This window comes from Ruegeria hyattellae (genome assembly GCF_041537925.1).
Classification (GTDB): domain Bacteria; phylum Pseudomonadota; class Alphaproteobacteria; order Rhodobacterales; family Rhodobacteraceae; genus Ruegeria_C.
The window spans coordinates 719,969-746,528 of sequence record NZ_JBGOSH010000002.1 but is presented as its reverse complement, the minus strand read 5'-3'; the positions used below and the strand labels follow the sequence as shown (position 1 = coordinate 746,528).

Below are 26,560 nucleotides of genomic sequence, written 5' to 3'. Positions count from 1 at the left end.
CATGTCAAACATCGGTGACCTCGGACCAAAGGAGACATTCCGCGGGACCGTGTTGCAGAGACCGGTTGCACAAAGTATTCCCGGCGGTTTCAGTGACGCAAGCGGCCGTCGATGTTCCACAAAATTCAACGATGACCGCCGGGACAAGTTTGAAAAAAGCCAGTATCGGGTAACGAATGGAGCAAAGTACATCGAGAGCTTTTGGCAATGTGGTGATTTGACGGTTTGGGTTTCAGATGACGTGGCTAAGAATTGGACATCGCCACGCCGCAAGACTCGCGGTGGTCAGGCGCGATACTCCGATTTTGCAATCGAGATGTGCCTCAATCTGCGGGTCGTATTTTGATTTCCGCTTAGGCAAACTCAGGCCTTCATGCGATCGCTTGCAAGCGGGTGAATTCGACAATCAAATAGCTGAAGCGCAAATTGCCTCACAAGCGCTCAACCGCATGACAGCTCCCGGTCGTGCGGCAAATGAGCGAGTCTCCTGAAACAGAGGGGTATGGGGCAATTCCGTCTCAATCCTGATCCCTGCGACACGGACATCAGATGAGAGATCACGGGTTGTCCATTCCATCACTGCCTGTCCAATTCGTCCGTACCCCTCTTAGCTGCGCAAATGCGGAACGCGTGAAAGCAGATCTACACCTTGTTGGTTCCAGAAATGCAGTAGATCGATAAATATCCAGTTTTCCGTTAGCTTGTCGCCGGAACGCCGATACATATCGATCACCCGCATGTCACTGAGTCTGTCAGTGGCAGGCATACCCATAAATCCCCCTGATGGTCTAAGGGTCAGGTTTGGCCAGCCAAAAAATCCACCGAATTCACCTTCGGCAATGCGCGCGATGTGGCCGTTGAAAGTTCGGTCAGCCAGTCCATCGCGGAAGGGTCCTGAATGCTGCTTGATGTATCGTTCGATCGTATAGGTCGCACCTATTCCGGTGGGCCCCCACCAGATCATGTCGTCATTCCAGCTGCGAGGCAGTTCTTCTTCCAGACCTAGTTCCTCACGGCCTTTCCAGTCACGGATGTCATCGATCATGAACTCGATCGCGGCGAGTGTTTTACGCCCCTCTTCAGAATCTTGAGCATCGAACATGACGCCCGTATGAGTCATCGGGCCGGGTTGCACCAATTGCGCACCTGTCTGCGAGGGAAACAGCTTAAGTCCTGCCTGAGCCATTAGATGCGGAATATCGAAGAACATTGCCGTATCTGTGATCTTGTCTCCTTCTACACGATGAAATTCCGCATAACGCAGCATGGCAATTTTGTTGGTGTGGGGGATGTTCAGCCAAGGTGCGTCGAACAGGCCCATCAGGTGGCCCATCGAAGCAACCCAAACACCACCCGCCTCAAGTTGGTTGTTGCCCGCCATGAAGATATCCAGCCGGCGCTGCATTCTGCGTAGCCCGCTCTGCAGTGGTTTCCAGAACCGTTCAGCTACCTCGACCGGGTCTTGGATTTCATGAAACGGATGATAGCCGCGCCAGATGGCATCCGGGGCGAAATAGTGCTTGGCCGCGGCCACTGGATCGTCGTTGAGCGCCTCAAAGTAAGCCCGCACGAGGTTCTTTGCAGATTGTAAATCCGACATGTATATTCTTTCACGTTTCAGATTATGCCGCCGGTTGCGTCCGCCGGAGCGTGGTGTGTTTCAGACTGTCTCCCGGCGCGCCCTGGCGATCTGCATCATCAGATCCAATTCGTTGAAGAGCTGCCATTCCTGCTCAACCCGCCCATCCTTGACGCGCCATTGAGTGATGCCCCAGATTTGACAGGACGCGCCGCTTGCGGCGCGATATACTTCGGTGTCACCGCAATGCGTGGCCTCGGCGCTCCAACGGGTCGAGACCAGCCATCCGTCGTCGTCATTGCCCATCCAATACACTTCATCTACCTGAAGCGAGAGGTCGAGAAAGGCGCGGCGCAGGCTGTTGATATAGTCCTTGTAGGCAGCGCTGCCGGTGAACCGGCGTTCGGTCGTTCCTTCAAAGGGCAGGTCGGGGACATAGTTAGCATCGACCATGCTCATATCGCCGTTCCAGATATTGTCATGCAATTCCCGCGCAAAGGCATCGGGGTCGAAGCCATCGACCGGTTCAGCAAGAGAGATCAGCTGCGCGGGGGCGGCGGACTGACGCAGGTCGTCCCAGATTTGCGGGCTGCGCGGCCATCCCGGAGGCGGATCGGCCGCAAGCCGGTCGGCCTCGTCCCACAGGTCAATGCCAAGCTGTTGCAACATGGCCGAAGTGTTGTAGAGCACATGTTCGAGGAAGATGTCATTCTCCAGCGCCACGCAATTGGCAATAACCATGACGCTGAGCTTCTTGCCGGTTGCCGACCCATAGCGGCTGTCACCGGTGTTGGTCCCGATGATCCGTGTGAGGTGTGAGGTGTGAAAGCCAACTGTGTCATCCCCGGCCCAGATCACCTCTTCTGCATACAGGATGATATCTGGAAAGGCGCCGGTTGTATGATGGGTATCGGCAATGATCTTCGTGCTACCCGTCTGTAGTCCATAGTCGTCGTAGATCAGAGACGTCGGAGCATAGCAGGCCTTGATATAGTCGACCTCGCGCGCATCGGTTTCCCAGATGCGGTGGGTAATGCGGACGATATAATCGACAATATTGTTGTATTCGGGGTCAAACCCGCGAAGGCTTTGCTTCGGTCCGAAGTCATCGGGAATGCGAATGGTGCGGTTGTTCGTATAGCTGCGCAATGACACATCAAAGCGCGTGGGCATATGTCGGCGCTCAAGCGGTTGCGCCGATCCATAGTCGCGTAACATTTTTTCTCCTGTTCAGAACGAGGGGGTCAAATCAACTCGGCTCGCTGTTACCCTTTTACCGCACCGGCGGTCAGTCCGCTGACAATCTGGCGCTGGAAGAAAAGCACAAGGAAGAACAGCGGGATCAGCGCGCTTACTGCTGCACCGACCGCGAACATGACGTCGCCGGTTTCGCGCACGGTACCGAGGAAGCTGGCAATTTTTGGAACCATTGTCTGGTTTTCCGAATTCAGAAGCACCGCACCGATGGTAAAGTCATTATAGGCCAGCAGGAAGCTGAACAGCCCCGTGGTAATCACACCCGGCCACATCACCGGAATGATTACGTGCCGAAAGGCCTGAAATCGTGTGCAGCCATCGACCATGGCGCTTTCATCCATGTCTTTTGGGATATTCAGGAAAAACGAGTGCAGCATCCAAAGTGTAAAGGGTTGATTTATTGCGACCATTACGATGATTGTCGTTCCCAGTTTGCCCCAAATGTTCCACTCAAAGAACGGTAGCAAATAGCCCGAGACAAGTGTGATATGCGGCATCGCGCGGAACACTAGCGCCAGCATCAACAACCAGAATGCGTAACGATACCCTGACCGCGCAAGAGCGTAGCCGCCCAATGTACCCAAGGTCAGCGAAATGATGACCGTAAAGAACACCACGATTGCTGTGTTTATAGAGTTCCTCCAGAATTCCTGCTCAACCCAAGCGCCGTAGTATCCGGCATTTGTAAAGGCACTGCCGGTTTCGGCTTTCGTCGCGACGCCATAGAGCGCATTGGTCCAGTCCGACTTTGAGAAGAAATCAGGCTGAACCTTGAATGAGCCCCAAACCGTCCAAAAGAATGGCCCGGCAGCGATCAATACCCAAAGGAACACAAAGCTGGTGGTAAACCAGATCAACCCCTTGGAGCGTCTGTTTGCGACGGATGTTGACATGATCAGGCCCTCTTCCGGTTAAAATCGCGCCAGGTACGGATCAGCACCGGAGTCAGCAGGATTGAAATCCCGATAATCGTCAGGATCGACGTAGCTCCGGCGGATCCGAATTGTGGGATGTCGCCGCCGCGTAGGTCGTTATAGATGATCGAAGACAGCGATGTTGCTTTTGCCGAAGCTTGGAAGCTGATGATGGGTTCGAGCACCCGGAAGTTATCCATCAGCTGCATCAAGGTGATGAACACCACCAGCGGCATCATGTAAGGCACTACCACATAACGAATGGCCTGCCATCGCGAGGCGCCGTCGATCTTTGCAGCCTCAAGCGTCTCGGACGGGACGGTCTGCAGCCCTGCATAAAAAACAATGAAGCTAAATGGGGTTGAACTCCAGATGCCGTATACGATCAACATGATCCATGTCAGCGGTGTTGACGCTTTAAGCGACAGGTTGGGATCGTTGAATATTCTTTGCAAAGTCGCGCCAATGATTCCGTCTGCATCAACCATCCAAAACAGGATCAGTGCGCCGATCAGCGGTGTTACGATCATCGGCAGAAGTGATACGAAGATTGTCGGCCCTTTCAGCAAGCGCGGCACCGTATTTACGGCAAGCGCAACACCGAGACCTAACACGATCACGAAGGGCGTAACGACAAAGGTAAATGTCAGGGTGAAGATAAGCGCTTTGTAGAATGGTAGATTCAGCAACTCGGACAGGAACTCGCCAATACTCTCGGTTTCGTTCCAGGTGACACCGACCTGCTCAAACGCAAGGTGTTTACGGTTCGTATATGTCCCCAATCCGTTGAACCGGCCCAGAGGCGCTTCTTCCTGCAGGGCTGCGGTGGCCTCGGTATCGACCTGCAACACCGTTTCACACTTGAACGGCCCGCAGTTTTCAACTTCGACCATGATCTGCTCGTGTTCCACGAACAGCGACTGCAAGGCAACTGACACGATGGGCAGCGCAATGAAAAAGATCATCGCAGCCAGGGACGGCAGGATAAACCAGAAGAAAGTGCGGTGTTTCATTGCCCAATTCCTACGTCAGCTTAGCGATCTGGGTGGAATTCTCCGGGGCGGCGTGTGGGCGACCCCGGAGTTGACCTTTAGAGGTAACCGGCCTCTTGCGCCGCGGCGACATATGCGGCCTCGATGTCTGCAAGAGTCTTCTCTGCGCTTTCATTGCCTTGCAGGAAATCGGGCAATTCCTCAAAGACAGCCTGATGCAACAGCCCCATATAAGGCAACATCGGATAAGGCTCTGCCCCCGCTCCGGCCGTCTGCGCAACGCCTGCTGCCGCCGGTCCCGGAGTGTAGGATTCCATCAACCAGACTGCGGCATCGTTGTTTGCCTCGACCATCTTGTCCGAAATGCCATGCAACATTGCCAGAAAGGTCGCCTCGGCATCCTCATCCGAGATGTTCTTTGCGATGGTGAAACCATCCCACCAAAGCGAAGATGCGGGTGTGGAACCCCCTGCAACCGTCGGGGCGCCGACAAGAACAGTGTTTTCGGCCACGCCCTCTTCTGCGCCTTCACCGCTCAAGAGTTCACCGCCGCTTGACCCCCAAAGTTGCGCGATCGCCAAATCGCCCGATTTCCAGATCGGCACGACGGTCGCTGTGTTGTAGGTCAGGAAGTCCGGGTTGGAGAGCGCCACCAACTCCTTCATCATATTCAGAGTGGCGACGCCCAACTCGTTGTTTATCGCGGGTTCAGCCGTACCCGGTTTGAAGAATTCGCCGCCATGCCCGAGATACATGTTCACGAATTCCTCGCCTAGGTTCCAGTCAGACATGCTGAGGAACGCGAAGGGGTGATCCATGATGCCCGCGTCTTTGATCGCCTGGGCGGTTTCGGCAACCTCTTCCCAGGTCGCAGGCGCTGGCTTCCCGATCTGGTCCAGAATGTCCTGACGGAGGAACAGATGTTGGGCATTGGCCATGAAGGCGATCGCCATGATCTTTCCATCAATGGTGATCAGCTGGTTTTTAGGAATGCTTTGACCGTGCTTGGCAACCAGATCGTCAAGCGGGCGCAGCAGTCCTTCGTTCAGCAACGGAACAATGGAGGAATTCGCGACGATAACGGAGGTGTATTCAGCCGGATTTGGTGTCAGCGCCTGAACGGTGATGTTGCGGAAATCCTTGTTATGGTTGGCCGATACAGTTGCGCCACCACTTGCACATTCGGCGGCAGTTTCCGTGATCGCCTTTAGCGCCGGAAAGTCGTTCGCTAGAACGTTAACATTACCGCTGCTTATTTCGCACTCGGCATAGGCCGCAGTAGCCATAAGCGCCGCAACCGCCCCGGTCGCAAAACATTTTATTAGAGACATATTGGTTTCCTCCGGTTGGACCCTGTTACGCAGGCGTCTGCCTGCACAGTCATGAGAATCGCCGTTTTTGACTTTTTATGCATTCGCAGTCATCATTATGCTGAATTTTCTCATCATGACAAGAAAATCCTAAAAGAGGGACCTGCGCCCATATATTTATGGAAACTAGGCCCCCCCAGTTCGCCCCGCTTGGCTGCCCTCGATTGCAATGAGCATTTTCTTCTTGCCAAATTTTGCATTCACTGACAGTTTTATTGGGAACGCATGCAAAAGGTGGGACTCGGATGGCCGAGATTGAACTGAAGAACATTTCCAAGCGTTGGGGATCGTTTGTCGGGGTCCAGAATTTCGACCTGACGATCGCCGATAAAGAGTTTCTGGTCCTGCTGGGTCCGTCAGGCTGCGGCAAGACCACGACCATGCGCATGATCGCAGGTTTGGAAGACGTCACCGAAGGTGAAATCACCATCGACGGCCAGGTGGTCAATGATTTGGACCCAAAGGACCGGGACGTAGCGATGGTGTTCCAGAGTTATGCGCTTTACCCCAATCTGGACGTCTACGAGAACATCCGCTTTCCGCTGAAGGTGCGCAAATCCGATCCATCTACTCATGACGAACGTGTCAGACGTGCGGCAGAGATGGTTGAGTTGACCGACTTCATGCATCGCCGCCCCGCCGAATTGTCGGGCGGTCAGCGGCAACGCGTTGCACTCGCCCGCGCCATTGTGCGGGAACCCAACGTGTTCCTGATGGACGAGCCGTTGTCGAATCTGGATGCCAAGCTGCGTGTGTCGACGCGACACCAGATCAAGAACCTCAGCCACGAGTTGCAGGTGACCACGATTTACGTGACCCACGACCAGATCGAAGCAATGACGCTCGCGGATCGTGTGGTGGTAATGAGCAAAGGTGTGGTGCAGCAAGTCGGTACCCCGACCGACATCTATGACACCCCCGCCAATACCTTTGTTGCCAGCTTTATCGGCAGCCCTGCCATGAACCTTCTGGAAGGCGAGATTTCGGGTGGCACATTCACTGGCCAGAACGTCTCGATCAGCGGGCTTGCAACAAGGCATGAAGGTGAAATCACCCTCGGTTTTCGAGCGGAAGACGCCGAGCTTGATCCTGATGGAGCATCTTCGGCCCCGCTTTATTCGCTTGAGTTGCTTGGCGATGCCACAATTGCCACGTTGAAAATGGGCGGAACCATAGCCTCAATCCGGGCGGCCAAAGACTACCGGGCTGAAATTGGCGACCACACCGCGGTAAATATCCCTCCCGAGATCTGCCATCTCTTTGACGCCAAGACCGGCGAACGTCTGGGATGACTCATTGCGGCGATATGGTCGACGAATGCGCCCGACTTTTTTGATGGCGAGGCACTGTGCTGACCACGCAGAGCATCAACTGTTTATGTAGGCATGGAGGAAACGGCATGAAAGGGTCCCGACCGGAGCAGGCCGTGCTGAGCCGCGATACAGATCTCGGCAGAACCGAAGATACGCGCAAGGTCATCGAAACCATGGTGGACGGTCTGAACGATCACCGCATCGACGACATCGGCGACTTTTTTGCCGAGGGATTCCGGTGGATGGGCAATTTTGGTTGCGGCACCAAGACGGGACTGAAAGAGTTTCAGGACAATTGGCAACGCCCGTTCCAAGCGGCGTTTTCCGACAAGGTTTGCGTGGATGAGGCGCGGCTTTACATGGGCGAATGGGCCGCCGCTTTTGGCCGTCAAGAGGTCACCCATTCCGGCGAATTCATGGGGCTGGCCCCCACCGGAAAACGCATCGAAATCAGATATATGGACTTCTGGAAAGTGGTCGACGGCAAGATCGCCGACAATTGGGTCATGGTCGATTTCCCGCATGTGCTGTCACAGCTCGGCCATGACGTGTTCAACGGCCAGGGTTGGGAAGCGTTTGATCGCGGCGAGGCCACGCCGCCCATGCCGCAGGAGGTCGCGTGATGGGCGCGGTTCTCGATCTGGTGCAGGACATGGAGCGGGCATTGGGGCGGTCCGAGCCAGACTTGTCGCCCTGGTTCCACGCGGACTTCATATGGGACGGCAATGAAGGCTGTGGCCGCAAGACCAGCCTGCCGGATTTCGAAGAAAATTGGCGGCGGCCCTTCCATGCCGCCTTTGGCGACTGTCGCTTCGACACAAAGCTCTGGCTTGAGGATGGCGACTGGGCAGCCTGCATCGGCACCTGCCATGCGACCCATGCGGGAGAATTCATGGGGATCGCCTCCACCGGCCGGCCGCTTCGTGTTCCCTACATCGACTTCTGGCAAGTCCGCGATGGGCGCATTGCCCATAACAAGGTCAATGTGGATTTGGCCTCGGTCGCAGCCCAGCTCGGTTGGGACGTCTTCGAAGGCCAGGGTTGGGACCGTCTCGATCCGCCCACACCTCGGTTATGGCGTGGCAAGCAGGGGCAGGGCGCTTCTGCCGAGCCACTGGATGTCGTTCACGCAATGGAGGCCGCGTTGCAACGCTCGGATGTTGACGTATCGGAGTATTTTCACGACGACTTCGTCTGGGACGCCAATTATGGCTGTGGGCTAAAACACGGTTTGCAAGAATTCGAGGGGGGTTGGTATTTGCCGTTCCGCGACTTCTTCGGCAATCGGGATTTCCGAACCGAGCACTTCATGCAGGACGGGGATTGGGCCGCCTGTTTCGGGGCGTGCCACGCGACCCTGGAAACCGACTTCATGGGCATCCCGGCCACCGGTCAGACCATCCGTATCCCCTACATCGACTTCTGGCGCATCGAAGACACGAAAATCGCCGAGAACATCGTGCGCGTCGATTTTGCGAGTATTGTTAAGCAATTGGGTGGTGATGTCTTTCGCGGCATGGGTTGGGAAAACGCCATCCCAGCCGATCGAAACGCGCATCCTGCCAATTAGGAGACGAACATGTCGATCCAGTACCTCAAGACCAACAAAACTGCCGAGGCGCGCGCTGAAGACGACGCAAAGGTGCGCAAGGTTGTCGAGGCGACCCTTGCAGATATCGAAATCCGAGGTGACACGGCGGTCCGCGACTTGAGCGAGAAATTCGACGGCTACAGCCCGGCATCGTTTCGCCTCGATGCGTCCGAGATTGAAGCCGCTATGCAAAAGGTCTCGACCCGCGATATGGCAGACATCAAGTTCGCCCAGTCGCAGATCCGCCGCTTCGCCGAAGCGCAGCGCGCCTCGATGACGGATATCGAGACCGAAACAATGCCCGGCGTCCTTCTGGGCCATAAGAACATACCAGTGCAGTCGGTTGGCTGTTACGTGCCCGGTGGCAAGTTTCCGATGGTGGCATCGGCCCATATGTCGGTGCTGACCGCGCAGGTCGCAGGCGTGCCTCGGATCATCGCGTCGGCGCCCCCGATGGACGGCGCTCCACATCCCGCGATTGTTGCTGCGATGCATTTGGGCGGCGCCCATGAGATCTATGCTTTGGGCGGCATTCAGGCCGTTGGCGCAATGGCGATCGGGACCGAAACCATCGACCCCGTTCACATGATCGTCGGGCCCGGCAACGCCTTCGTGGCAGAAGCCAAGCGGCAGCTGTTTGGCCGCGTGGGTATTGACCTGTTCGCGGGTCCGACCGAGACGATGGTCATCGCCGATGACACCGTGGATGCCGAGATGTGTGCAACAGATCTGGTGGGTCAGGCCGAGCATGGGTACAACTCGCCTGCCTGTCTGATCACCAACTCGCACCGCCTCGCCGAAGGCACTTTGTCTGAAATCGACAGGCTGCTCAACATCCTTCCCACGCGCGAAACCGCAGCAGCGTCATGGGAGGATTACGGTGACGTGATCCTGTGTGACACCCATGAAGAGATGCTCGAAATAGCCAATGAGATGGCCTATGAACACGTGCAGATCATGACCGACCGTGACGATTGGTATCTTGAGAACATGCACTCCTACGGCGCGCTGTTCCTGGGCCCGCGCACCAACGTTGCCAATGGCGACAAGGTCATTGGTACCAATCACACGCTGCCGACCAAAAAGGCCGGCCGCTATACCGGCGGTCTTTGGGTTGGGAAATTTCTGAAGACACACAGCTACCAGAAAGTGACGACGGATGAAGCCGCAGCGCTTATCGGCGAATACGGGTCGCGCCTTTGCATGCTTGAGGGTTTTGTGGGCCATGCCGAGCAGTGCAACATTCGCGTGCGGCGCTATGGTGGCCGCAATATCCCCTATGGCGAACGCGCGGTGCCGGCTGAGACCGTCGAGTAACGCAGCATGTCAACGCCTCACGACGCCAATCGCAAATTGCTGACGCCGCTGCGTGCTGCGCTTTACGACTGGGACGAGACAGCGCTTTTGCGCCTGTTCGGGTCGCTTTGCGCCCCTGACGCGGTGTTCCATTGCTGCCACCCCTTTGGGGATCAGATTGGCCCCAAGGCGTTTTTTCAGAACGTACTGACTCCGCTGCGCGCTGCGTGGCCGGACGCGGAACGACGCGACTGGCTGGTTGTGGCCGGACAGGACGAACATGGCGGCGACTGGGTCGGGTGCGGTGGGCATTACGTTGGCGCATTTGCAGGCCCGCTGCTGGATGTTCCTCCGTCCGGGCACCTCGCGCATATGCGTTTCCATGAGTATTACCGGATCGTGGACGGCAAGATTGTTGAGATGCAGATGATCTGGGATCTACCCGAGGTCATGATGCAGGTCGGCGCGTGGCCGATGGCGCCATCTCTCGGGGTCGAGATTTTCGTCCCGGGTCCGGCGTCCAGTGATGGCCTTTCACGCCAGCCGCGCGACGAGGTCCAAAGCGATGCAAGCCGCGATCTGATCGTGGATATGCTTACCCATATGAAGCGGCATCCATCGCAGGGCGGGCCCGAAGTCATGGAGATGTCGCGGTTCTGGCACGAGAACATGAACTGGTACGGGCCAGCGGGTATCGGCACTTGCCGGGGCATTCGCGGGTTCCGCAATTGGCATCAGATCCCATTCTTGTCGGGCATGCCCGACAGGGGGCAATATCTGGATGAAATCACCTATCATTTTTTTGGCGACGGGCCTTATGTGGCGGTTACCGGCTGGCCCGACATGATCCAAACCGTCACGCATGATGGCTGGATGGGTATCGCTCCGTCGAACAAGCGGATCTCAATGCGCAGTCTGGATTTCTGGCGCGTTGTGCAGGGCCGAATTCGAGAGAATTGGGTGATGGTTGATCTTCTGGACGCCTACCGGCAGTTGGGGGTGGACGTCTTCGCCAGACTGCGCGAATTCAACAAGGCCCGTGTCCCGGGACGTGTGCCCTATCCCGTTGGAGATCCCTGATGAACCTGCCTCCTGCTCCATCTTTCCGCCTTGACGGCAAGCGCGCCCTTGTCGCCGGGGCATCCTCGGGGATTGGCCTGGCTTGCGCGACAGCGTTGGCCAGCCACGGGGCCGAGGTTACACTGACCGCACGTTCCGAGGACAAACTGAACGACATTGCCGAAGCTTTTGCGGCAAAGGGCTGGGCGGCTCGGAGTCTAGCAATGAATGTTGCGGACGTTGCTGCGACCGAGGCTGCGGTGGATGCCTGCGATCCGTTCGACATCCTGATCAACTCTGCTGGTATGGCGCGACATTCCCCAGCGCTGGAAACCACAGAGGTTAATTTCGACGCCGTGAGCGATCTCAACTTCAAGGGGGCCTACTTTCTGACGCGCGCCGTTGCGCGCGGCCTGATCACAGCAGGAAAGCCAGGCAGCCTGGTCAACATCACCAGCCAGATGAGTCAGGTCGGCGGTATAGACCGGGCGGTTTATTGCGGGACCAAGCATGCGGTCGAGGGATTCACCAAGTCGATGGCGATTGAATGGGGGCCGCTCGGCATCCGCGTCAACACGATTGCCCCGACCTTCATCCGGACGCCTCTGGCCGAGCAGACCTTGGCCATTCCAGAACGCCGCGCCTGGATTGAAGAGAAGATCAAGCTGGGGCGTGTGGGCGAACTGAGCGATATCACAGGTGCTGCGGTTTACCTTGCCTCGGACGCCGCAAACCTTGTCACCGGCACAGCCTTGCTGGTCGATGGGGGATGGACGGCGGACTGATGGCGGACAAAGTCACATCCTTCGATGTTGCCCGCCGCGCGGGTGTGAGCCAGTCGGCGGTCAGCCGGGTGTTTACGCCAGGCGCGTCGGCCTCAGCGGCCACCCGCGATAAGGTGACCAAGGCCGCCGAAGAACTGGGCTATCGTCCCAACACGCTGGCGCGTGCAATGATCACCGGCAAGAGCCGGGTGATCGGAGTGGTTGTGGCCTATCTGGAAAACCAGTTCTATCCGATGGCGCTGGAATATCTTGACCGCGCATTGAAGGAGCGTGGCTATCACATTCTGCTCTTCATGGCCCAAAATGACGACAATGTCGGCCAGATCGTCGAAGAACTTATGTCCTATCAGGTGGATGGGATCATTACGGCCTCTGTCGACATGTCCAACGACATAGCCAAGCGCTGCGACAATGCGGGCATTCCCGTGGTGATGTTCAATCGGGGGCAGGAAAGCGGCACTCTGGCGCAGGTAACCTCGAACAATATCGAAGGCGGGCGCACGGTTGCACATTTTCTTGCCTCTGGCGGCCATCGGAAAATCGGACATATTTCGGGCTGGCAAGGCTCCTCGACCGGGCTTGATCGCATGCGCGGTTTTGTAGACGGGCTCAAAGATCACGGGATCGAACCCGTCGCGATAGAGGATGGCAGGTACAGTCAGGACGACGCTGCGACGATTACTCGGAAACTATGCGGGGCCTCGGACCGGCCAGACGCGCTTTTTGTGGGAAACGACCACATGGCCTTTGCAGTGATGGACTGCCTACGTTTCGAACTTGGCCTGTCCGTTCCCGAGGATGTCAGTATAGTAGGCTATGACGATGTCCCGATCTCGGCTTGGCCCGCCTATGACCTGACAACCATTCGCCAACCAATCAACAAAATGGTCACCGCCACCGTAGAAATTCTGCTTGCCCGGATCGAACAGGGCGCGGCCTCTGAGCGCATTCAGATACCTGGCCCTCTCAAGATCAGGGGCTCGGCCAGAAAACCAAAGGGCTTCAGCACATGACCTATGCCGAGAAGTGGAAAGACTTCCCTGACTATATCCTCGGGATTACCAAAGAGATCTGGGAGAACCGGGGGACCGAAACGCTTAACCGCTATTACGCAGCCGACATCCCTGTGCGCACCCCGATGGGTGTCAGCCGCGGCAATCAGGGCGTCATCGCGGCGACCATGGCAACTTGCCATGAATTTCCCGACCGGCAGCTTTATGGCGAAGACATTATCTGGTCTCAGTCCGAAGAACATGGGGCTTTGTCCTCTCACCGGCTGCTTACGACGGCCACACATTTGCAGGATGGTCAGTTTGGCAAGGCCAGCGGCAAAAAATGGATAGTGCGCGTCATCGCTGATTGTGCCGCCAGAGGCGAAACGATTTATGACGAGTGGCTGGTTCGCGACTACGGCGGCCTTGTACGCCAGTTGGGATTTGAACCAGAGAGCTATGCCCGAGACCTGATTGGTGCAGAGGGTGGCCCGGAAAAGGCCGGGCGTCCCTTCACGCCCGAAATCGATGTCGATGGCGACTATCACGGCACCGGCAATGACAATGAATGGGGCGCGCGGTTTTCCGAAACGCTCACCCGGATCATGAACAAAGATTTTCATCATATCCTTGCGGATTATGATCGCGCAGTGATTGGCGAGTATGCTGGCGCGAAACAGGCGATCGGGCGCGAGGCAGTCAGCCGGTTCTGGGTCGGTCTGCGGTCATCTTTTCCGAATGCGACGTTCAATGTCCACCACCAGATCGGCATGGACGGCGGCATGATGTCCCCGCGTGCTGCAATCCGCTGGTCTCTGGACGGAACCCATGACGGTTGGGGCACCTTCGGTCGTCCAACCGGCGCGAAAGTGCATGTCATGGGGATGAGCCACGCCGAATTTGGCCCCTGGGGGCTGCGCCGGGAATTCTCGCTATATGACGAGGTGGCCATCTGGAAGCAGATTCTGCTGCAATCCGGAGAAGTATGAGTGACCCGCAAGGTGTCATATCTGGATGCCAGTCAGGCGACGCGGCGGTATCATACGCATCGCGCCTCGCTGCGCGCACGGCGGTTGAACGACCGCCCTCCAGGGGTCGGGGGTTTGATCCGAACACCCCCCAATTCCAAAGAGAGAACACCATGAGCACCATCCAGCAACGCATCGTCCGCTACGGCGAGCTGAAACCCTGCAAAACCGCCTTCATCGACGCCCATACACCCGGCTCGGACCAGAAGGAGAACTTTACAATTGTCGGCGGTGGCGTGTCCGAAAGCCCCGACCAGCATGTCCATATCACCGACAAGATCGGATTCAACATTGGCGCGGCGGGTCAACCGCCGAAATGCCGAAACTCGTTGCACAGCCACACCACGGCTGAGGTCTTTTTTGTCGCCAAGGGCCGCTGGCGCTTTTTCTGGGGTCGCCACGGCACGGATGGCGAGTTCATTGCCGAAGAAGGAGATATCTTTAACATCCCCACCGGTATTTTTCGCGGGTTCGAGAATGTCGGCCAGGACTACGGAATGATCATGGCTATCTTGGGCGGCGACGATGCAGGCGGTGGGGTGACATGGGCGCCTCAGGTTATTGAAGACGCGCAGGCACACGGGCTGATGCTGGGGGACAATGGCGTTTTGTACGACAAAAAGCAGGGTCAGGAACTGCCCCACAACGTGCGCCCGATGCCGCTATTGACTGAGATTCAGCTCAAGGCGTTCCCCGAAGTTCCGGTTGAGGGCGTGATCGGCAAGTTTGTCGCGCGCTACTGGGATCTGATGGCGCTTTCGGCCAGCAAACCGGTCGTGGTGATTGGAGAAAATGGCCTGATCAAGGACAAGCCCGGGTTCGAGGTCGATTTCCTTGCGCGCGGGTCCTGCATTATGGATGCGATAACGGCGGAAAAACCGGTGGTTTTGATGCCCGCAAGCGGTCATTGGCGCGTCACGGTCGATGGATTTGAGACCACGCTGTCCGGCGGTGACACCGCGCTGGTCTTACCGGGTGAAAGCTATAGCGTCGCACCGTCGATGACGGGTCAAGCGGGCCTCTATCGCGTCACCGCGACCGACGATCCGGCCGGTGCGACCTGGACGGGGAACTAGGCAAAAAGAGGCGGCTGCCTGCTGACCTCGAGGTCAAACGCAATATCAAATTGATGACAACGGAGACCAAGATGACTCGAGTTCTTACGACCCATGTAGGCAGCCTGCCACGCACGCAAGACGTTGTGGATTTCATTTTTGCGCGAGAGCGGGAAGAGCCCTTTGATGCTGCGGCGTTTGATGCCTGCATGACGGCGGCGGTCTCTAAAACTGTAAAGCAACAGAAAGAGGCCGGAATCGACATCGTGTCGGACGGCGAGACCTCCAAGATCAGCTACGCAACTTACGTCAAAGACCGCTACACCGGCTTTTCCGGCGACAGCCCTCGGAACGCGCCTGCGGACCTGAAGATGTTCCCAAGCTTCCTTCAACGACTGGCGGACTCGGGCGGCACGCCGCAATACGCGCGCCCAATGTGCACCAGCGAAGTCCGCTCAAAAGGGCAGGAGGAGTTGAACAAAGACATCGCCAACCTGAAGGCGGCAATGGTGGAACATGGGCTTGAGCGCGGCTTTATGAATGCGGCCAGCCCCGGTGTCATCTCACTCTTCTTGCAGAATGATTATTATAAATCGCGCGAGGCATATCTTGCCGCGCTCGCCGACACGATGAAGCAAGAATACGAAACGATTGTGGCCTCCGGACTGGATCTGCAACTGGATTGCCCGGACCTTGCCCTATCGCGGCACATGTTGTTCAGCGAGCTCTCAGATGATGAATTCGTCAAGGTGGCGCAGACGCATGTGGACGCGTTGAACCATGCCTTGTCTGATGTACCGAAGGATCGAGTCAGGGTGCATATCTGCTGGGGCAATTACGAAGGCCCCCATCTTTGCGACATCCCTATGTCCAAGATGTTTGACACGCTTATGGCGACAAAGGCGCGCTATGTCCTGTTCGAAACATCAAACCCTCGTCACGGGCACGAATGGACCGTGTTCCGGGACCGAAAGACTGACATCCCCGATGACAAGGTATTGGTACCGGGTGTTGTCGACACAACGACAAACTTCGTCGAGCATCCCGATCTCGTCGCGCAACGCATCGAACGCTTTACCGATATTGTTGGTACTGATCGGGTTATTGCAGGCAGCGATTGTGGATTTGGCACATTTGCAGGGTTTGGCGCGGTCGATCCGACAATTGCTTATGCCAAACTGGCGGCCTTGTCAGAAGGTGCTGCTGCCGTTTCGGGAAAATAGAGTGTCAATCGGCATCCAATGTTGACCCCCCATCGGTGTCCAAAAGTGACTCTCCCTGTTCTGAACTGGCCCGGTGCTGCGTGGTCTCCAAATAACGCGGCGGCGCCGGGTCACCGTGGAGGTGGTTAAGGATCAGGCTCGGTTTTTTTAGCGCCAGCTTTCGTTGCCGGTTTCCACGATTTCGCAGTGATGCGTGAGCCTGTCGAGCAACGCGGTTGTCATCTTGGCATCACCGAAGACACTGGGCCATTCGCCGAAGGCCAGATTGGTGGTGACGATGATGGAGGTGCGTTCGTAGAGCTTGCTGATCAGATGGAACAGAAGCTGGCCGCCGGTTTGGACAAATGGTAGTTACCCAAATTCGTTCAGGATTAGGAAGTCGAGGCGGGAGATCAGATTGGCAGTTCGCCCTTGGCGTTCCGCGCGGGCTTCAGCATCCAGTTTGTACACCAGATCGAGACGTTGAAGAACCGTCAGCGCCGATCGTTTCGAATGCAGGTGCGGGTGATGCTGACGGCGAGACGTGTTTTGCCGGTGCCTGTGTCGTCAATCAGCACGAGATTGCGCTGGTAATCAAGGAAGTCCCCAGTTGCCAGGTCACGGATCAGAGTCTCGTTGATCTCGGTCGCTTTGAAACTGAACTCCTCCAGTTCCGTGGCCAAGGGTAGCCTTAATCAACTGCTCATACTGCTGCAACCACAGCAAACATTTACCCAGCAATCGCTGGACGTCACGCTGAATCGCCTGCAGTGCTTCGTCCTTTAACACTGCCATAGGGTAATTCGGTCTCTGTTCCACTTACGTCATGCATATGTCAGCGCAAGACGCTAAGGCGCTTCATCCGTGGACACCGTCTGACGCTCTTTGTCCAAATGGCGCTTTGATACGCAAAAACCCCGCTGCCATCGGGCAACGGGGGATGTTTTTTAAGCGTCGAGGAATGACCTACATCATCCTTCGCGTTCCAACTTCTTACGTGCCAGCTTACGGGCGCGCCGGATCGCTTCAGCTTTCTGACGCGCGTTTTTCTCAGACGGCTTCTCGAAATGTTGCTTGAGCTTCATTTCACGGAAAACACCCTCCTTCTGGAGCTTTTTCTTTAGAACCCGGAGGGCCTGATCGACATTGTTGTCGCGAACACTAACCTGCATGTGGTTTACACCACCTTTCTAGTCTGAAATTTGCAATGATTTGCAGGAATTGTCCAAATAGCAATCTTGTCCCAGTTTGTACAGTATAACTGTTGCAGGTTGGGCCGAGGATAATTGTCATGCAGACGGTCTTCGCCGTTTAGGCTAGATGATATTAAAGTCGAGCACGGTCCATTGCTGACTTTGGTCGCTCCGGCGATCACCGCAGCGCAGCATCCCCAACGCGGACACTAATTGATGTAGCAGTATCTTGGGTGTCGAACGGCAACGCCGCGGATCTTTGCTGCCATTGGATCACCACGCCTCAGGAATTCCCGGAACCATAGAGATACTCCATGTCCGGTTTTTCCGTCGCATAGAAATGCACCCAAATGTATGCGTGGCTAAAGGCGGCAGCGACGACGGCTGCAGCCGAATTGAAGCCAATCGCGATGGCCCAAAATAACAGGAAGGCATAAAAATACATCCCGTTGTCAGTGAATCGGAAGATCCCTTCCTTCACTAACGGCATGTAGCGAAAGTTCTGATCGAAATGGTCACCGCCTGCAGCGCGAGACATTCCGAAATACCGTTTCACACTGTACATGGCGTAAAGTCCTGGCAAGAGAAGGAGCAGCGTGAGGAGGGCTACGAGCATAGGAGCGAAACCCAGGCTACCGTGATCCAGAAAGGCCAACCAGGCAAGCGACAAGAAGCGGCCTGCAAACAAAAGAAAGAATACCATGAGATAGCCAGCGAAACCGATGGACCTGCTGACCATCGACGCCTTCAACTCAAGTCGCCAGGCAAGCCATACCCAGACTTGATGCAATACGGGAAATGCCACCGCTATCCAAAATGCCAGTGAGTGCGGTTTACCAAGCGCGTTCCAGGCAAGTGTGACGACCATCAAAAGTGCAAAGAGGCTGCCGAAGTGCAGTAGCTGCCCTTTCCACAAGCCCGGGGATCTTTGGTTCTCTGAAGCTTTTTCCATTTGACGACCCAACACTTTGTCCCAACCATTGTCGAACATTTATTGTTTGTCATTCACGCATTGCGGCAAACGATAATGAGCGCTGAGAAATGCCCGCTTCGGACACTCTGCGGGCCTCGGACTCGACGCTTTGAGCGCGCTAGCTGCAACTCGGGCACCAGCGTCCCATAGGAGACATAGAGCTTATCGGTCCACGCCGCGTTGCAGCTTTACTGAACCGGCCATTCGCCGCAGTTGCAAGCTCAGTGAAACCGACAGCTAAAAACCCTCTCGTCTGCTAGCCTCCAATTTGATCCTCGTTACAAATTGCTCCGGTGCTAAGTTCCCGCAGAAAGATGGGCTGCGAAGGCTTCGGCGTAGTCGGGATGCCATCGACTCAACGGAGGTCGGTTCTCGATGATGTCGCCTACCGCCCAAGCAATGCGTTTTTCATCGAGCGCGCGGGACACGTCATTGTCTGGGCACAGGATGTAGAAGTCTCCTCGGTTCACACTTTCGATAAAGAAGTCGATCGTTTGCTCCGCCGTCCAGGCAGAGGGCGGTTTCTCGGTCGCACCGGTCATGGCGGTATGGACAAATCCCGGCACCAATAGGTGTGTGGTTATCCGCGAACCTTCTTCGTTGCGCAGTTCATGTGCGAGCGCTTCGGTAAAGACCTTAAGACCCGCCTTGGAGACATTGTAGGCCGGGTTTCCGGGGGGAGTCGTGATGCCTTGTTTGGAGCCCGTGTTGATAATCGCGCCTGGCCGTCCGCGCGCGATCATGCCGGGTGCGAATACTTGCGTGCCGTGGACTGCGCCCCAGAGATTAACGCTAAGGATTTTCTCCCAGACCTCCAATGGTCCAAGGCTCGACGTGCGCCCGCCGACGCCCGCGTTGTTCAGCATGATGTCGGCACCTCCGAACTGGGCGTCTACGTCTTTCTTCAGAGCTTCGACTTGGGCGCGATCAGACACATCCGTAGCGGCGGTCATCACATCTGCTGCACCCGCGTTACGCAGGGCTTTCTCTGCTGCCGCAAGTTTGTCGGTATCGCTGTCAGCTGCCACGACACGCATACCCATTGCGGCAAACTTCAACCCGGCGGCAAGGCCGATGCCAGACGCACCACCGGTTACGACAGCTACTGACTCGGGTCTGAAAGCGGGGTGCGTCATAAGATCATCCTTCTCAAAAATTGACTTGGCGATGTGTCTGGCAGATAAGAACAGGCCTTCTACAGCGAGCATGTGATTTCACAGGACCCGAGCTAAGGAGCCAAGTATGCCCCTGCATCTGTAACACTTGTTTAGACCAAGGGCACCTGAACGTCTAAATGCCATTTGTCGTCATCTGGCAGGAGCAGAACGCTTCGCTGCTGTTGCCGTGAGTGGCGCTATTTTGTCGTGTGCCCTCCGTTGACGAGGATCACCTGACCGGTCATCCACCAACCCTCGGAAACCATCATGCGGATGCAGGGCATGATGTCTTCGATATGTGTAAGGCCCGTCGGTGAGAAGGGTGAGAGCGCTGCGGCAGACTTATGGTAAGCAACCGCGTTCTCCCCTGCCGCCGGATAGAAGAACGGCGTATCTATCGGACCCGGGCCAATCGCGTTGACCGAGATGCCCCGCGCGTCAAATTCCTATGACGCAGACCTGGTGAAGTGCTCAACGGGTGTCTTCAATGCCTTATGAGCAAAATAGAAAGGTGCGTATCATTGTGTTTCAGGACTGGGTGGCGGTCATGGCCTGCCGCAGGGATGGGCGGATCGCGCACGTGGATTTCTGGATGGAACAAGTAGTTCCGAATGAGAGGTCCGGTTCTGTGGGCTCGTTCGGCGAATTGCCGAAGCGCCTGATGAGACCCAAACGGCTTTCAGCAATACCTTTCTGGCCCTTCCCATTGCGCGGCGTTGTATCGGTCGCCGTGTGCCCAACCAACGGGAAGAACGTTTTCGATGCGCGCGAGGTCTTCGGCTGAGAGATCGATTTCGGTGCCGCGTATGAGCTCTGAAAGGTGGGCAGTGTTCTTTGTTCCGGGGATCGGTAGCACCTGCTTGCCCCGTGCAATAACCCAAGCGATGGCGATCGAGGCAGCGGGGTGACCCATGTCTGCTGCAAGTGCGCGGAATTGGGTGGCTGCAGCGATATTGGCGCTGTAGTTCGGCTCCATGAACCGCGGATTGTTCTTTGTGAAGGGCATGGACTGACTACGTTCGTAGGTGAACGGATTGTTGGTCAGCAACGCCCGCCCGATTGGTGAAAATGCCACCAGTGTGGTTCCTAGCTCGGCACAGGTCTGAACGAGGCCCAATTCCGGAGCGCGGGTTGAAAGCGAATACTCGGACTGTACCGCTGCAATCAGGCATTCTTTGGATGCTCGGCGCAAGGTGGCTGGTGCAATCTCGGACAAACCCACGGCCCTGGTCTTACCACTCTTGATCAGCCGTTTAAGATTACCGGCGAGTTCTTCAGGGCTGTATGTTCGGTCATAGCGGTGCACGTAGAACAGGTCGACATGGTCGACTCCTAGCCGCCGCAGGCTTGCGTCCAGCTCAGCTTCCAGATGCTCCATGTCGTTGTTGAAACGGCGCTCTGGATCCGTGGTGATACCTGCTTTTGTGGCCAAAACCATTTCAGATCTAGCGCTGGGGTTGCTGGCGAACCACTTCCCAATGATTTCCTCAGAGCGCCCATTGCCATAGACATTTGCCGTGTCGATATGGCTCACCCCGGCTGTTCGACAAGCATTCAGCACTGCATGGCTTTCCTCAACAGTTGCTTCGCCATAGATGCCGGCAAATGACATTGCCCCAATACCGAATTGCGAAATATCAGGACCGCTTGCCCCTAAACGCGTCATTTTCATCCAAGCTTCCCCAGCGTTTCAAAGCAACCTCGCAGAGTCATCGCGGTGCGTCAGCGACGAAATGCAAGGTTGCAGATAAGAGAGCGGTCTTGTGTGAGAGGCGCAAGCAAATAAAACCGACGCAATTGTGGCAACGCGGATGGGTGTCGCGAATTATTGTTTGCTATATCCGAGATCTCGGCGCCTACCAGCCATTGACCAAGTGACCTGATGACGCGGTGCAGCTTTCGCATTGCGGCCGTTCGTGCAAGTCGCCGCATATTCCAAAACCAAGTGACGGCAGTGCGGACGAAACCAACCTTCGCTGCAATCACACCGAAGTCTGGTTTTGGCGCTTACCGTTCCAGCCAATCGAGATCGCGTGGCGGCTCCATAAATTAGGTTCTGGGCTGTCTCTGGCCGGTAGAATTATAAGTTTCGGGTTTACCTTGAGGCATATCCGGCGGCGTTGAAATAGCTCCGACATTCTTAAGGGTCGTGTAGGTCGCAAAACCGTCCGATAGCCTCAAACGGCGCCGTAAACTCTAATTGTGCGAGCCAGCGAACTCCATCGAACTTGCGGTTAGGTTGCTGGGTGTTTGATCCCATGGTTTGCTGCCACTAGAGTTTGTGTCACCACTTTTCCCCATAGGGCCGCAGTTCCACGTCAAATGACCAGGTTGATCGGTCTTGATGTGCAATATGGAAGATCTCTTCAGCGATGGCATCTGGCTTGCTGAAGAACTCTTCAGGTTCGTCCTGATTGAAGGGCACCCGGGTCCACGGCGTATCAATAGCGGCGTCGATCACAACGTAGGCGACGTGAATGCCTTTGGGCCCCAATTCACGGGCGAGCGATTGGGCAAAAATCCTTTGGGCGGCTTTAGTCGGGGCAAAGAGGGCATATTTTGGAACACCGCGTAGCGCGGCTGTATTGCCTGTGACGATGATGGCACCGCTGCCCCGCGCTAACATGGCTGGTGTCAGTTCTCGAGCCATGTAGAGCAGGCTGGTAGTGTTGACCCGGAAATTGCGTTCCAGCTCCTCCGGGTCGGCCTCCATGAAGAGTTTGAACGTGGCGCGGACGGCGTTGTGAACGATCACCTCGGGCGTGCCCATTTCGTCCTGTACCTGACGACATACGCTGACGAGTTGGTCGAGATCCTCGAGGTCAAAAGCAAAGGACCGTGCGCCTGGTAATTCCTTCTCCAATGCTGCCAAGCGTTTGGTGTTCCGGGCCAGCAGGGCGACGCGGTAACCGTCCCGCGCAAACCGGCGGGCAACTGATGCCCCGGTCCCATCGCCTACACCTGTAATCAGACAGACTTTATCATTCATGACGGCACTCCTTCTGGAAAGGCCAGCTTTATTTAAGCTGCTCTAGATCAAGGATTTCATATCCGCAGCGAAGGTCGGAAACGCATAGAGCGAGGATTTGAGATCGCTGGCCGAAATGCCGTGACGCATGGCCAAGGCAAAGAGATGGATCAGTTCGTCACCATGATGGCCCAGAATGTGGGCACCCACGATTTGATCGTTGTTCTTGTCGACCAGAACCTTGGACCAGGCCGCTGTTTCCGCATAGGTCTTGGTGGAAAACCATCCGGACATATCAGAAACAGTAACTGAAACATCGAGTCCATTTTCTTTCGCTTCGGCTTCGGTCAATCCAACGGTGCTGAGCGCTGGAACCGTGTAGATGGCGCTGGGAATCACGCTGTAATCCGCCCGTTTTGCCCGCCCATGTACTATGTTGTTGCCGACGATCTGGCCCTCATAAGTTGCGATAGGGGATAGCTGCACAGAGTGCGCCACCGCATCGCCTGCAACCCAAACAGAAGAGTTGGAAATGGACTGCATCGTGTCGTTGATCAGAATGCGAAGCCCGTCATGTTCTACGTTAGCTGCATCGAGGTTTAATCCGTCGATATTGGCAATGCGGCCCGCGCCGTTGACGACCCGCTCAGCCAAAACACTTTGACTGCGGCCATCATGCTCGAATTGAACACCCAAACCTTCGAGAGTTTTCTCGATCGCCATCACAGATACCCCTGTTTTGACAACAACGCCCAGACGTTCGGTTTCCGCCTTTAGGGCTGCAACGGCATCACCGTCCATTCGAGGCAGCAACTGAGGCAGAGCTTCGAGTATCGTTACCTGAACTCCGGCGCGCGCATAGACGTGACTGAATTCCATCGCGATGACGCCGCCACCTATGAAGACAACTTCTTTCGGCAAGGTCGCATCGGACAATACTTCGTCCGAAGTGATCATGTGTTCGGCACCGGGAATAGGCAGCGGCCTTGGCTTCGAACCCGTTGCAATAACGATGTCCTTGCCATGAATAACGTGATCGTTGATCTCAATGTCGTTCGGTCCGACAAAACGCGCTGTGCCGCGCAATACGTCGCCGCGTTTTCTGGCCAGCTCAAGCATGGCATCAGGGATGAAACCGATCAGGTCTTTCTCTCGTTCGATCAGCTTCGCCCAATTCAGTTTTGGCTTGCTGACTTCAATCCCGTGGACTGGGGCCTGTTCGATCTCGTGCATCGCGTGAGCGGCGGCCACCAGAACTTTCTTTGGCGTGCAGCCGCGATTGGGGCAAGTTCCGCCAAATTCACGCGCTTCGATAAAGGCGATGGATTTTCCGGCTTCATGAGCCACGGCTGACACGCCAAACCCTGCATTACCTCCGCCGACGATGATCACATCATAAGATTCGCGCACATCGTTACTCCTTTCGTTTAAAAGCCAGGTCGCCCCATGCGGGATCAATGCAGATCACCCGGTGGGACCGAAAATTTCGGTATGAATTTGCTCCGGGGGAAGGCCCTGACTTTCCAGAGCGGCCTGTACTTCGCCCATGAAACTGACTGGTCCGCACAAAAAGTAGTGAGCGTCAGAGTTATTGACCAGTTGCGACAACAGCGCTCCGTCGACGCGCCCCCGAGAAGCGTAATCGCTGCCAACCTCATCATCTGCCAAAGGCCGACTATAGGCCACATGCACGGATATACCTGCCCGTTTGGCAGCCAGTTCGCGAACCTCCCGGGCTAGTGGATGATGTTGGCTATCCCGCGCGCCGTGAACGAACCAGACAGGACGGTTACTTCGCTCACGCGCAACCCTATTCAGAATGCTCAACATTGGCGTGACGCCGACACCGGCGCTGACCAGAACCAGCGGGCATTTGCTACAGGTCATCACGAAATCCCCGGACGGCCGGCGGCTGTTGATGATCGCCCCCGGTTCAAAGTGATCGTGCAGGTACCGCGACGCAAGCCCATTTGGTTCCCGTTTCACCGATATCCGATAGCGGTGTTCATCTGGCCCGCTGGACAGGGAATAGGTCCGGCGGACGGGGGTGCTGATTCCTGGGATATCCAACTCAATCGGCAAGTGCTGGCCGGGTTCAAATCCAGGCAGCGGGCCGCCGTCGCGCGCTTCGAACACAAATGAAGTGACATCGGCGCTTTCAAGTATCTTCTCGACCAGCCGGAGTGACCGAACCGAGTCCGCGTCAGAATCCCACCTGAGGCTGACCGCGGAGCACGTTTCAACGACCTCGTCGATCTCCAAGGTCACCAGACGCCGCGCGCCGGGGAATTTTGCAATTTCATCGCTATCCCAGTCTATCGAAGCTGTGCCGGTCAACTGCAGAAGGCTGCCACTTTCAAAGTCGACAAACAGGTAACCGGCCCTGGGGTCGAGCAGCAGATTGCCGATCGTGTTGAAGTGGTTGTTTCCAGAGTAATCGGGAAACCGCACCCTCCTGTCGTCCAAAACTTGCAAGAAACCGCGAGCACCGCCGCGATGGGATGCGTCCATTCCGTAGGTTGAGCTTGCACCGTCACCACGGAATCCGCTCGCGATAAAGAAGGTGTCGGCGGATGAAATCCGGTTGGCTTGATTGTCCGTCAACTCCCGCCCTCGGGTCGTCAACCCGGGCTCAGAGTTTTCTTCACGGCGCCATGCACGCTCGCGAATATATTGCGGACAGTTGCCGAAAGTCTGGTCAACGTGAAACTCAAAGCCTGAGGATGTGACGGTGCCCGCACGACCATTTACGCGATTGCGTCGCCGGGTTGCCAGTTCGATACCGAGAATGCCGATATCGCTTTCGGGTCGTATTGCCTCGTACAATGCGTCGCCCTGCATAGGCAATGCAGTGACGGAAAGAGTCTTGTTGTCCGGGGAAGTGACAAACCCATCAGTCCCTCCCACCAAGGTGGCCCAGGGCCGGCCGGCCCCATCTCGGGCCGCGATCACCAGGAACGGCATTGCAGTGTGAAAGTTACGATGCTGTTCAGGCAGGTGATCACGGACAACCTTCTGTGCCCAGTGTTCGACATCGCGAACACCCTGCCGCGACTGAGCCATGTGTTCACCCCGATGAAACGGCGAGGCACTTTTATCACGCAGATTCTTGTCAAGCATTGGGCTTCTCCAGGGAATAGCACGCCGTTCTTAGGCGAACGAAGCTGTGGGGAACGTACGCCCGGCCACAAGACCGGGCGCCGTTCAATCAGGCGGCCAACCCGACTTTGGTGCTTTGCATCGGCACGAAGCCCGGCAAGGTTTCGACACGGCCCAACAACAGGCGCAAGTTGGGATAGTCTTCAAGCGAGATGTTCCCTTCGGGGGCATGCGCTGTGTAGCTGTAAATCGCGACATCGGCGATGGACGGGTAGGTGCCAACCAGCCAGTCGCGTCCAGCCATATGCATCTCGAGCCGGTCAAAAGCAGTTTTGGCGACGGCCTTGGCGCGCTCGGCGTCCAGATGGGCGCCAAAGACAGTGACGAGCCGAGCAGTTGCCGGGCCGTGGGCGATTTCCCCAGCGGCAAGTGATAGAAATTTCTGCACCTCGGCCTCTTGCACCTGGTCGGTCGGCAACCAGCCGGGCGCATATTTGCGGGCGAGGTAGACCAGTATCGCATTTGAGTCTGCGATCACCGTATCCCCGTCTTCGACTACCGGCACCTGTCCGGCTGGGTTCAAGGACAAGAAAGGTTCCTTCTTATGCTCGCCAGCCAACAGATCGACATCAACCAGTTCGTGATTGATGCCGCCTAGTTTGGCAAAAAGCTCGACCCGATGAGAGTGACCGGAAAGGGGGTGACGGTGAATGCGGATGGCGTTTGGCATGGCTGTT

24 protein-coding genes and 2 pseudogenes are annotated in these 26,560 nt (G+C 56.4%); 11 read left to right on the top strand and 15 right to left on the bottom strand.

The window, feature by feature from the left end:
* The first annotated feature begins 1 nt into the window (after position 1).
* Entirely contained in the window at positions 2-346 is a 345-nt protein-coding gene (locus tag AB1E33_RS07350; RefSeq protein ID WP_372576597.1) for a transposase, read from the top strand.
* Between the two features lie 261 nt (positions 347-607).
* Here AB1E33_RS07350 and AB1E33_RS07345 read toward each other — a convergent pair whose 3' ends face one another.
* The 5 genes from AB1E33_RS07345 to AB1E33_RS07325 all read right to left on the bottom strand — a co-directional run bounded on the left by AB1E33_RS07345 (position 608) and on the right by AB1E33_RS07325 (position 6,073).
* Positions 608-1,600 carry a nuclear transport factor 2 family protein gene (locus tag AB1E33_RS07345; RefSeq protein ID WP_372576596.1) on the bottom strand — a complete coding sequence of 331 codons (993 nt, stop codon included), beginning with the start codon at positions 1,598-1,600 and terminating at the stop codon, positions 608-610.
* Positions 1,601-1,660: 60 nt separating this feature from the next.
* Positions 1,661-2,797: a nuclear transport factor 2 family protein gene (locus AB1E33_RS07340; RefSeq protein WP_372576595.1), complete on the bottom strand. Its 1,137-nt coding sequence runs from the start codon at positions 2,795-2,797 to the stop codon at positions 1,661-1,663.
* 47 nt (positions 2,798-2,844) lie between these two features.
* Complete coding sequence (locus tag AB1E33_RS07335) at positions 2,845-3,729, bottom strand: carbohydrate ABC transporter permease (RefSeq protein ID WP_372576594.1); 885 nt, start codon at positions 3,727-3,729, stop codon at positions 2,845-2,847.
* 2 nt (positions 3,730-3,731) lie between these two features.
* Positions 3,732-4,763 (bottom strand): carbohydrate ABC transporter permease, encoded by a 1,032-nt coding sequence (locus AB1E33_RS07330; protein WP_372576593.1) that lies wholly within the window; start codon positions 4,761-4,763, stop codon positions 3,732-3,734.
* 77 nt (positions 4,764-4,840) lie between these two features.
* The gene (locus tag AB1E33_RS07325) at positions 4,841-6,073 is read right to left on the bottom strand and encodes an ABC transporter substrate-binding protein (RefSeq protein ID WP_372576592.1); all 1,233 of its coding nucleotides are present in this window, start codon (positions 6,071-6,073) and stop codon (positions 4,841-4,843) included.
* A 284-nt stretch (positions 6,074-6,357) separates the two neighbouring features.
* Here AB1E33_RS07325 and AB1E33_RS07320 point away from each other — a divergent pair, with 284 nt between their 5' ends.
* The 10 genes from AB1E33_RS07320 to AB1E33_RS07275 all read left to right on the top strand — a co-directional run bounded on the left by AB1E33_RS07320 (position 6,358) and on the right by AB1E33_RS07275 (position 16,454).
* A complete protein-coding gene (locus AB1E33_RS07320) occupies positions 6,358-7,404 on the top strand; it encodes an ABC transporter ATP-binding protein (protein WP_372576591.1) in 1,047 nt (348 codons plus the stop codon).
* Between the two features lie 107 nt (positions 7,405-7,511).
* Positions 7,512-8,048 (top strand): ester cyclase, encoded by a 537-nt coding sequence (locus AB1E33_RS07315; RefSeq protein WP_372576590.1) that lies wholly within the window; start codon positions 7,512-7,514, stop codon positions 8,046-8,048.
* A complete protein-coding gene (locus tag AB1E33_RS07310) occupies positions 8,048-8,995 on the top strand; it encodes an ester cyclase (protein ID WP_372576589.1) in 948 nt (315 codons plus the stop codon). Before AB1E33_RS07315 ends, AB1E33_RS07310 begins: the two co-directional genes overlap by 1 nt.
* Positions 8,996-9,004: 9 nt before the next feature.
* Complete coding sequence (hisD, locus tag AB1E33_RS07305) at positions 9,005-10,333, top strand: histidinol dehydrogenase (RefSeq protein ID WP_372576588.1); 1,329 nt, start codon at positions 9,005-9,007, stop codon at positions 10,331-10,333.
* Positions 10,334-10,339: 6 nt separating this feature from the next.
* On the top strand, positions 10,340-11,392 hold the full coding sequence (locus tag AB1E33_RS07300) for an ester cyclase (RefSeq protein WP_372576587.1): 1,053 nt from the start codon (positions 10,340-10,342) through the stop codon (positions 11,390-11,392).
* On the top strand, positions 11,392-12,156 hold the full coding sequence (locus tag AB1E33_RS07295) for an SDR family NAD(P)-dependent oxidoreductase (protein WP_372576586.1): 765 nt from the start codon (positions 11,392-11,394) through the stop codon (positions 12,154-12,156). The genes AB1E33_RS07300 and AB1E33_RS07295 overlap by 1 nt, the downstream gene beginning before the upstream one ends.
* Positions 12,153-13,169 (top strand): LacI family DNA-binding transcriptional regulator, encoded by a 1,017-nt coding sequence (locus AB1E33_RS07290; RefSeq protein WP_372576635.1) that lies wholly within the window; start codon positions 12,153-12,155, stop codon positions 13,167-13,169. Before AB1E33_RS07295 ends, AB1E33_RS07290 begins: the two co-directional genes overlap by 4 nt.
* Positions 13,166-14,137 (top strand): ester cyclase, encoded by a 972-nt coding sequence (locus AB1E33_RS07285; protein ID WP_372576585.1) that lies wholly within the window; start codon positions 13,166-13,168, stop codon positions 14,135-14,137. Before AB1E33_RS07290 ends, AB1E33_RS07285 begins: the two co-directional genes overlap by 4 nt.
* Before the next feature lie 152 nt (positions 14,138-14,289).
* Positions 14,290-15,252: a cupin domain-containing protein gene (locus tag AB1E33_RS07280; protein WP_372576584.1), complete on the top strand. Its 963-nt coding sequence runs from the start codon at positions 14,290-14,292 to the stop codon at positions 15,250-15,252.
* 71 nt (positions 15,253-15,323) lie between these two features.
* Positions 15,324-16,454 (top strand): cobalamin-independent methionine synthase II family protein, encoded by a 1,131-nt coding sequence (locus AB1E33_RS07275; protein ID WP_372576583.1) that lies wholly within the window; start codon positions 15,324-15,326, stop codon positions 16,452-16,454.
* 147 nt (positions 16,455-16,601) lie between these two features.
* Here the strand turns inward: AB1E33_RS07275 and AB1E33_RS07270 are convergent.
* The 10 genes and pseudogenes from AB1E33_RS07270 to AB1E33_RS07225 all read right to left on the bottom strand — a co-directional run.
* A pseudogene (locus tag AB1E33_RS07270) lies at positions 16,602-17,125 on the bottom strand (ATP-binding protein); the annotation flags it as partial.
* Between the two features lie 279 nt (positions 17,126-17,404).
* Entirely contained in the window at positions 17,405-17,605 is a 201-nt protein-coding gene (gene rpsU, locus AB1E33_RS07265) for a 30S ribosomal protein S21 (protein ID WP_040700433.1), read from the bottom strand.
* 304 nt (positions 17,606-17,909) lie between these two features.
* Positions 17,910-18,617: a methyltransferase gene (locus AB1E33_RS07260; protein ID WP_372576582.1), complete on the bottom strand. Its 708-nt coding sequence runs from the start codon at positions 18,615-18,617 to the stop codon at positions 17,910-17,912.
* Between the two features lie 278 nt (positions 18,618-18,895).
* Entirely contained in the window at positions 18,896-19,735 is an 840-nt protein-coding gene (locus tag AB1E33_RS07255; protein WP_372576581.1) for an SDR family NAD(P)-dependent oxidoreductase, read from the bottom strand.
* 218 nt (positions 19,736-19,953) lie between these two features.
* A pseudogene (locus AB1E33_RS07250) lies at positions 19,954-20,187 on the bottom strand (SDR family oxidoreductase); the annotation flags it as partial.
* Between the two features lie 248 nt (positions 20,188-20,435).
* Complete coding sequence (locus AB1E33_RS07245) at positions 20,436-21,428, bottom strand: aldo/keto reductase (RefSeq protein WP_372576580.1); 993 nt, start codon at positions 21,426-21,428, stop codon at positions 20,436-20,438.
* Positions 21,429-22,040: 612 nt separating this feature from the next.
* Complete coding sequence (locus AB1E33_RS07240; protein ID WP_372576579.1) at positions 22,041-22,745, bottom strand: SDR family NAD(P)-dependent oxidoreductase; 705 nt, start codon at positions 22,743-22,745, stop codon at positions 22,041-22,043.
* Between the two features lie 42 nt (positions 22,746-22,787).
* Positions 22,788-24,182 carry a dihydrolipoyl dehydrogenase family protein gene (locus AB1E33_RS07235; protein ID WP_372576578.1) on the bottom strand — a complete coding sequence of 465 codons (1,395 nt, stop codon included), beginning with the start codon at positions 24,180-24,182 and terminating at the stop codon, positions 22,788-22,790.
* A 6-nt stretch (positions 24,183-24,188) separates the two neighbouring features.
* The gene (locus AB1E33_RS07230) at positions 24,189-25,844 is read right to left on the bottom strand and encodes an FAD-binding oxidoreductase (RefSeq protein WP_372576577.1); all 1,656 of its coding nucleotides are present in this window, start codon (positions 25,842-25,844) and stop codon (positions 24,189-24,191) included.
* An 88-nt stretch (positions 25,845-25,932) separates the two neighbouring features.
* The gene (locus AB1E33_RS07225) at positions 25,933-26,553 is read right to left on the bottom strand and encodes a glutathione S-transferase family protein (protein WP_372576576.1); all 621 of its coding nucleotides are present in this window, start codon (positions 26,551-26,553) and stop codon (positions 25,933-25,935) included.
* Positions 26,554-26,560 lie beyond the last annotated feature (7 nt).

What these genes read in the sequence shown, in the direction of transcription:
- AB1E33_RS07340 (WP_372576595.1), bottom strand. Translation starts at nt 2,797, where the DNA reads ATGTTACGCGACTATGGATCGGCGCAACCGCTTGAGCGCCGACATATG.
- AB1E33_RS07280 (WP_372576584.1), top strand. Translation starts at nt 14,290, where the DNA reads ATGAGCACCATCCAGCAACGCATCGTCCGCTACGGCGAGCTGAAACCC.
- AB1E33_RS07325 (WP_372576592.1), bottom strand. Translation starts at nt 6,073, where the DNA reads ATGTCTCTAATAAAATGTTTTGCGACCGGGGCGGTTGCGGCGCTTATG.
- hisD (WP_372576588.1), top strand. Translation starts at nt 9,005, where the DNA reads ATGTCGATCCAGTACCTCAAGACCAACAAAACTGCCGAGGCGCGCGCT.
- AB1E33_RS07240 (WP_372576579.1), bottom strand. Translation starts at nt 22,745, where the DNA reads ATGAATGATAAAGTCTGTCTGATTACAGGTGTAGGCGATGGGACCGGG.
- AB1E33_RS07310 (WP_372576589.1), top strand. Translation starts at nt 8,048, where the DNA reads ATGGGCGCGGTTCTCGATCTGGTGCAGGACATGGAGCGGGCATTGGGG.
- AB1E33_RS07330 (WP_372576593.1), bottom strand. Translation starts at nt 4,763, where the DNA reads ATGAAACACCGCACTTTCTTCTGGTTTATCCTGCCGTCCCTGGCTGCG.
- AB1E33_RS07345 (WP_372576596.1), bottom strand. Translation starts at nt 1,600, where the DNA reads ATGTCGGATTTACAATCTGCAAAGAACCTCGTGCGGGCTTACTTTGAG.
- rpsU (WP_040700433.1), bottom strand. Translation starts at nt 17,605, where the DNA reads ATGCAGGTTAGTGTTCGCGACAACAATGTCGATCAGGCCCTCCGGGTT.
- AB1E33_RS07275 (WP_372576583.1), top strand. Translation starts at nt 15,324, where the DNA reads ATGACTCGAGTTCTTACGACCCATGTAGGCAGCCTGCCACGCACGCAA.
- AB1E33_RS07315 (WP_372576590.1), top strand. Translation starts at nt 7,512, where the DNA reads ATGAAAGGGTCCCGACCGGAGCAGGCCGTGCTGAGCCGCGATACAGAT.
- AB1E33_RS07300 (WP_372576587.1), top strand. Translation starts at nt 10,340, where the DNA reads ATGTCAACGCCTCACGACGCCAATCGCAAATTGCTGACGCCGCTGCGT.
- AB1E33_RS07230 (WP_372576577.1), bottom strand. Translation starts at nt 25,844, where the DNA reads ATGCTTGACAAGAATCTGCGTGATAAAAGTGCCTCGCCGTTTCATCGG.
- AB1E33_RS07285 (WP_372576585.1), top strand. Translation starts at nt 13,166, where the DNA reads ATGACCTATGCCGAGAAGTGGAAAGACTTCCCTGACTATATCCTCGGG.
- AB1E33_RS07335 (WP_372576594.1), bottom strand. Translation starts at nt 3,729, where the DNA reads ATGTCAACATCCGTCGCAAACAGACGCTCCAAGGGGTTGATCTGGTTT.
- AB1E33_RS07295 (WP_372576586.1), top strand. Translation starts at nt 11,392, where the DNA reads ATGAACCTGCCTCCTGCTCCATCTTTCCGCCTTGACGGCAAGCGCGCC.
- AB1E33_RS07320 (WP_372576591.1), top strand. Translation starts at nt 6,358, where the DNA reads ATGGCCGAGATTGAACTGAAGAACATTTCCAAGCGTTGGGGATCGTTT.
- AB1E33_RS07225 (WP_372576576.1), bottom strand. Translation starts at nt 26,553, where the DNA reads ATGCCAAACGCCATCCGCATTCACCGTCACCCCCTTTCCGGTCACTCT.
- AB1E33_RS07350 (WP_372576597.1), top strand. Translation starts at nt 2, where the DNA reads ATGTCAAACATCGGTGACCTCGGACCAAAGGAGACATTCCGCGGGACC.
- AB1E33_RS07245 (WP_372576580.1), bottom strand. Translation starts at nt 21,428, where the DNA reads ATGAAAATGACGCGTTTAGGGGCAAGCGGTCCTGATATTTCGCAATTC.
- AB1E33_RS07255 (WP_372576581.1), bottom strand. Translation starts at nt 19,735, where the DNA reads ATGACGCACCCCGCTTTCAGACCCGAGTCAGTAGCTGTCGTAACCGGT.
- AB1E33_RS07260 (WP_372576582.1), bottom strand. Translation starts at nt 18,617, where the DNA reads ATGTTCGACAATGGTTGGGACAAAGTGTTGGGTCGTCAAATGGAAAAA.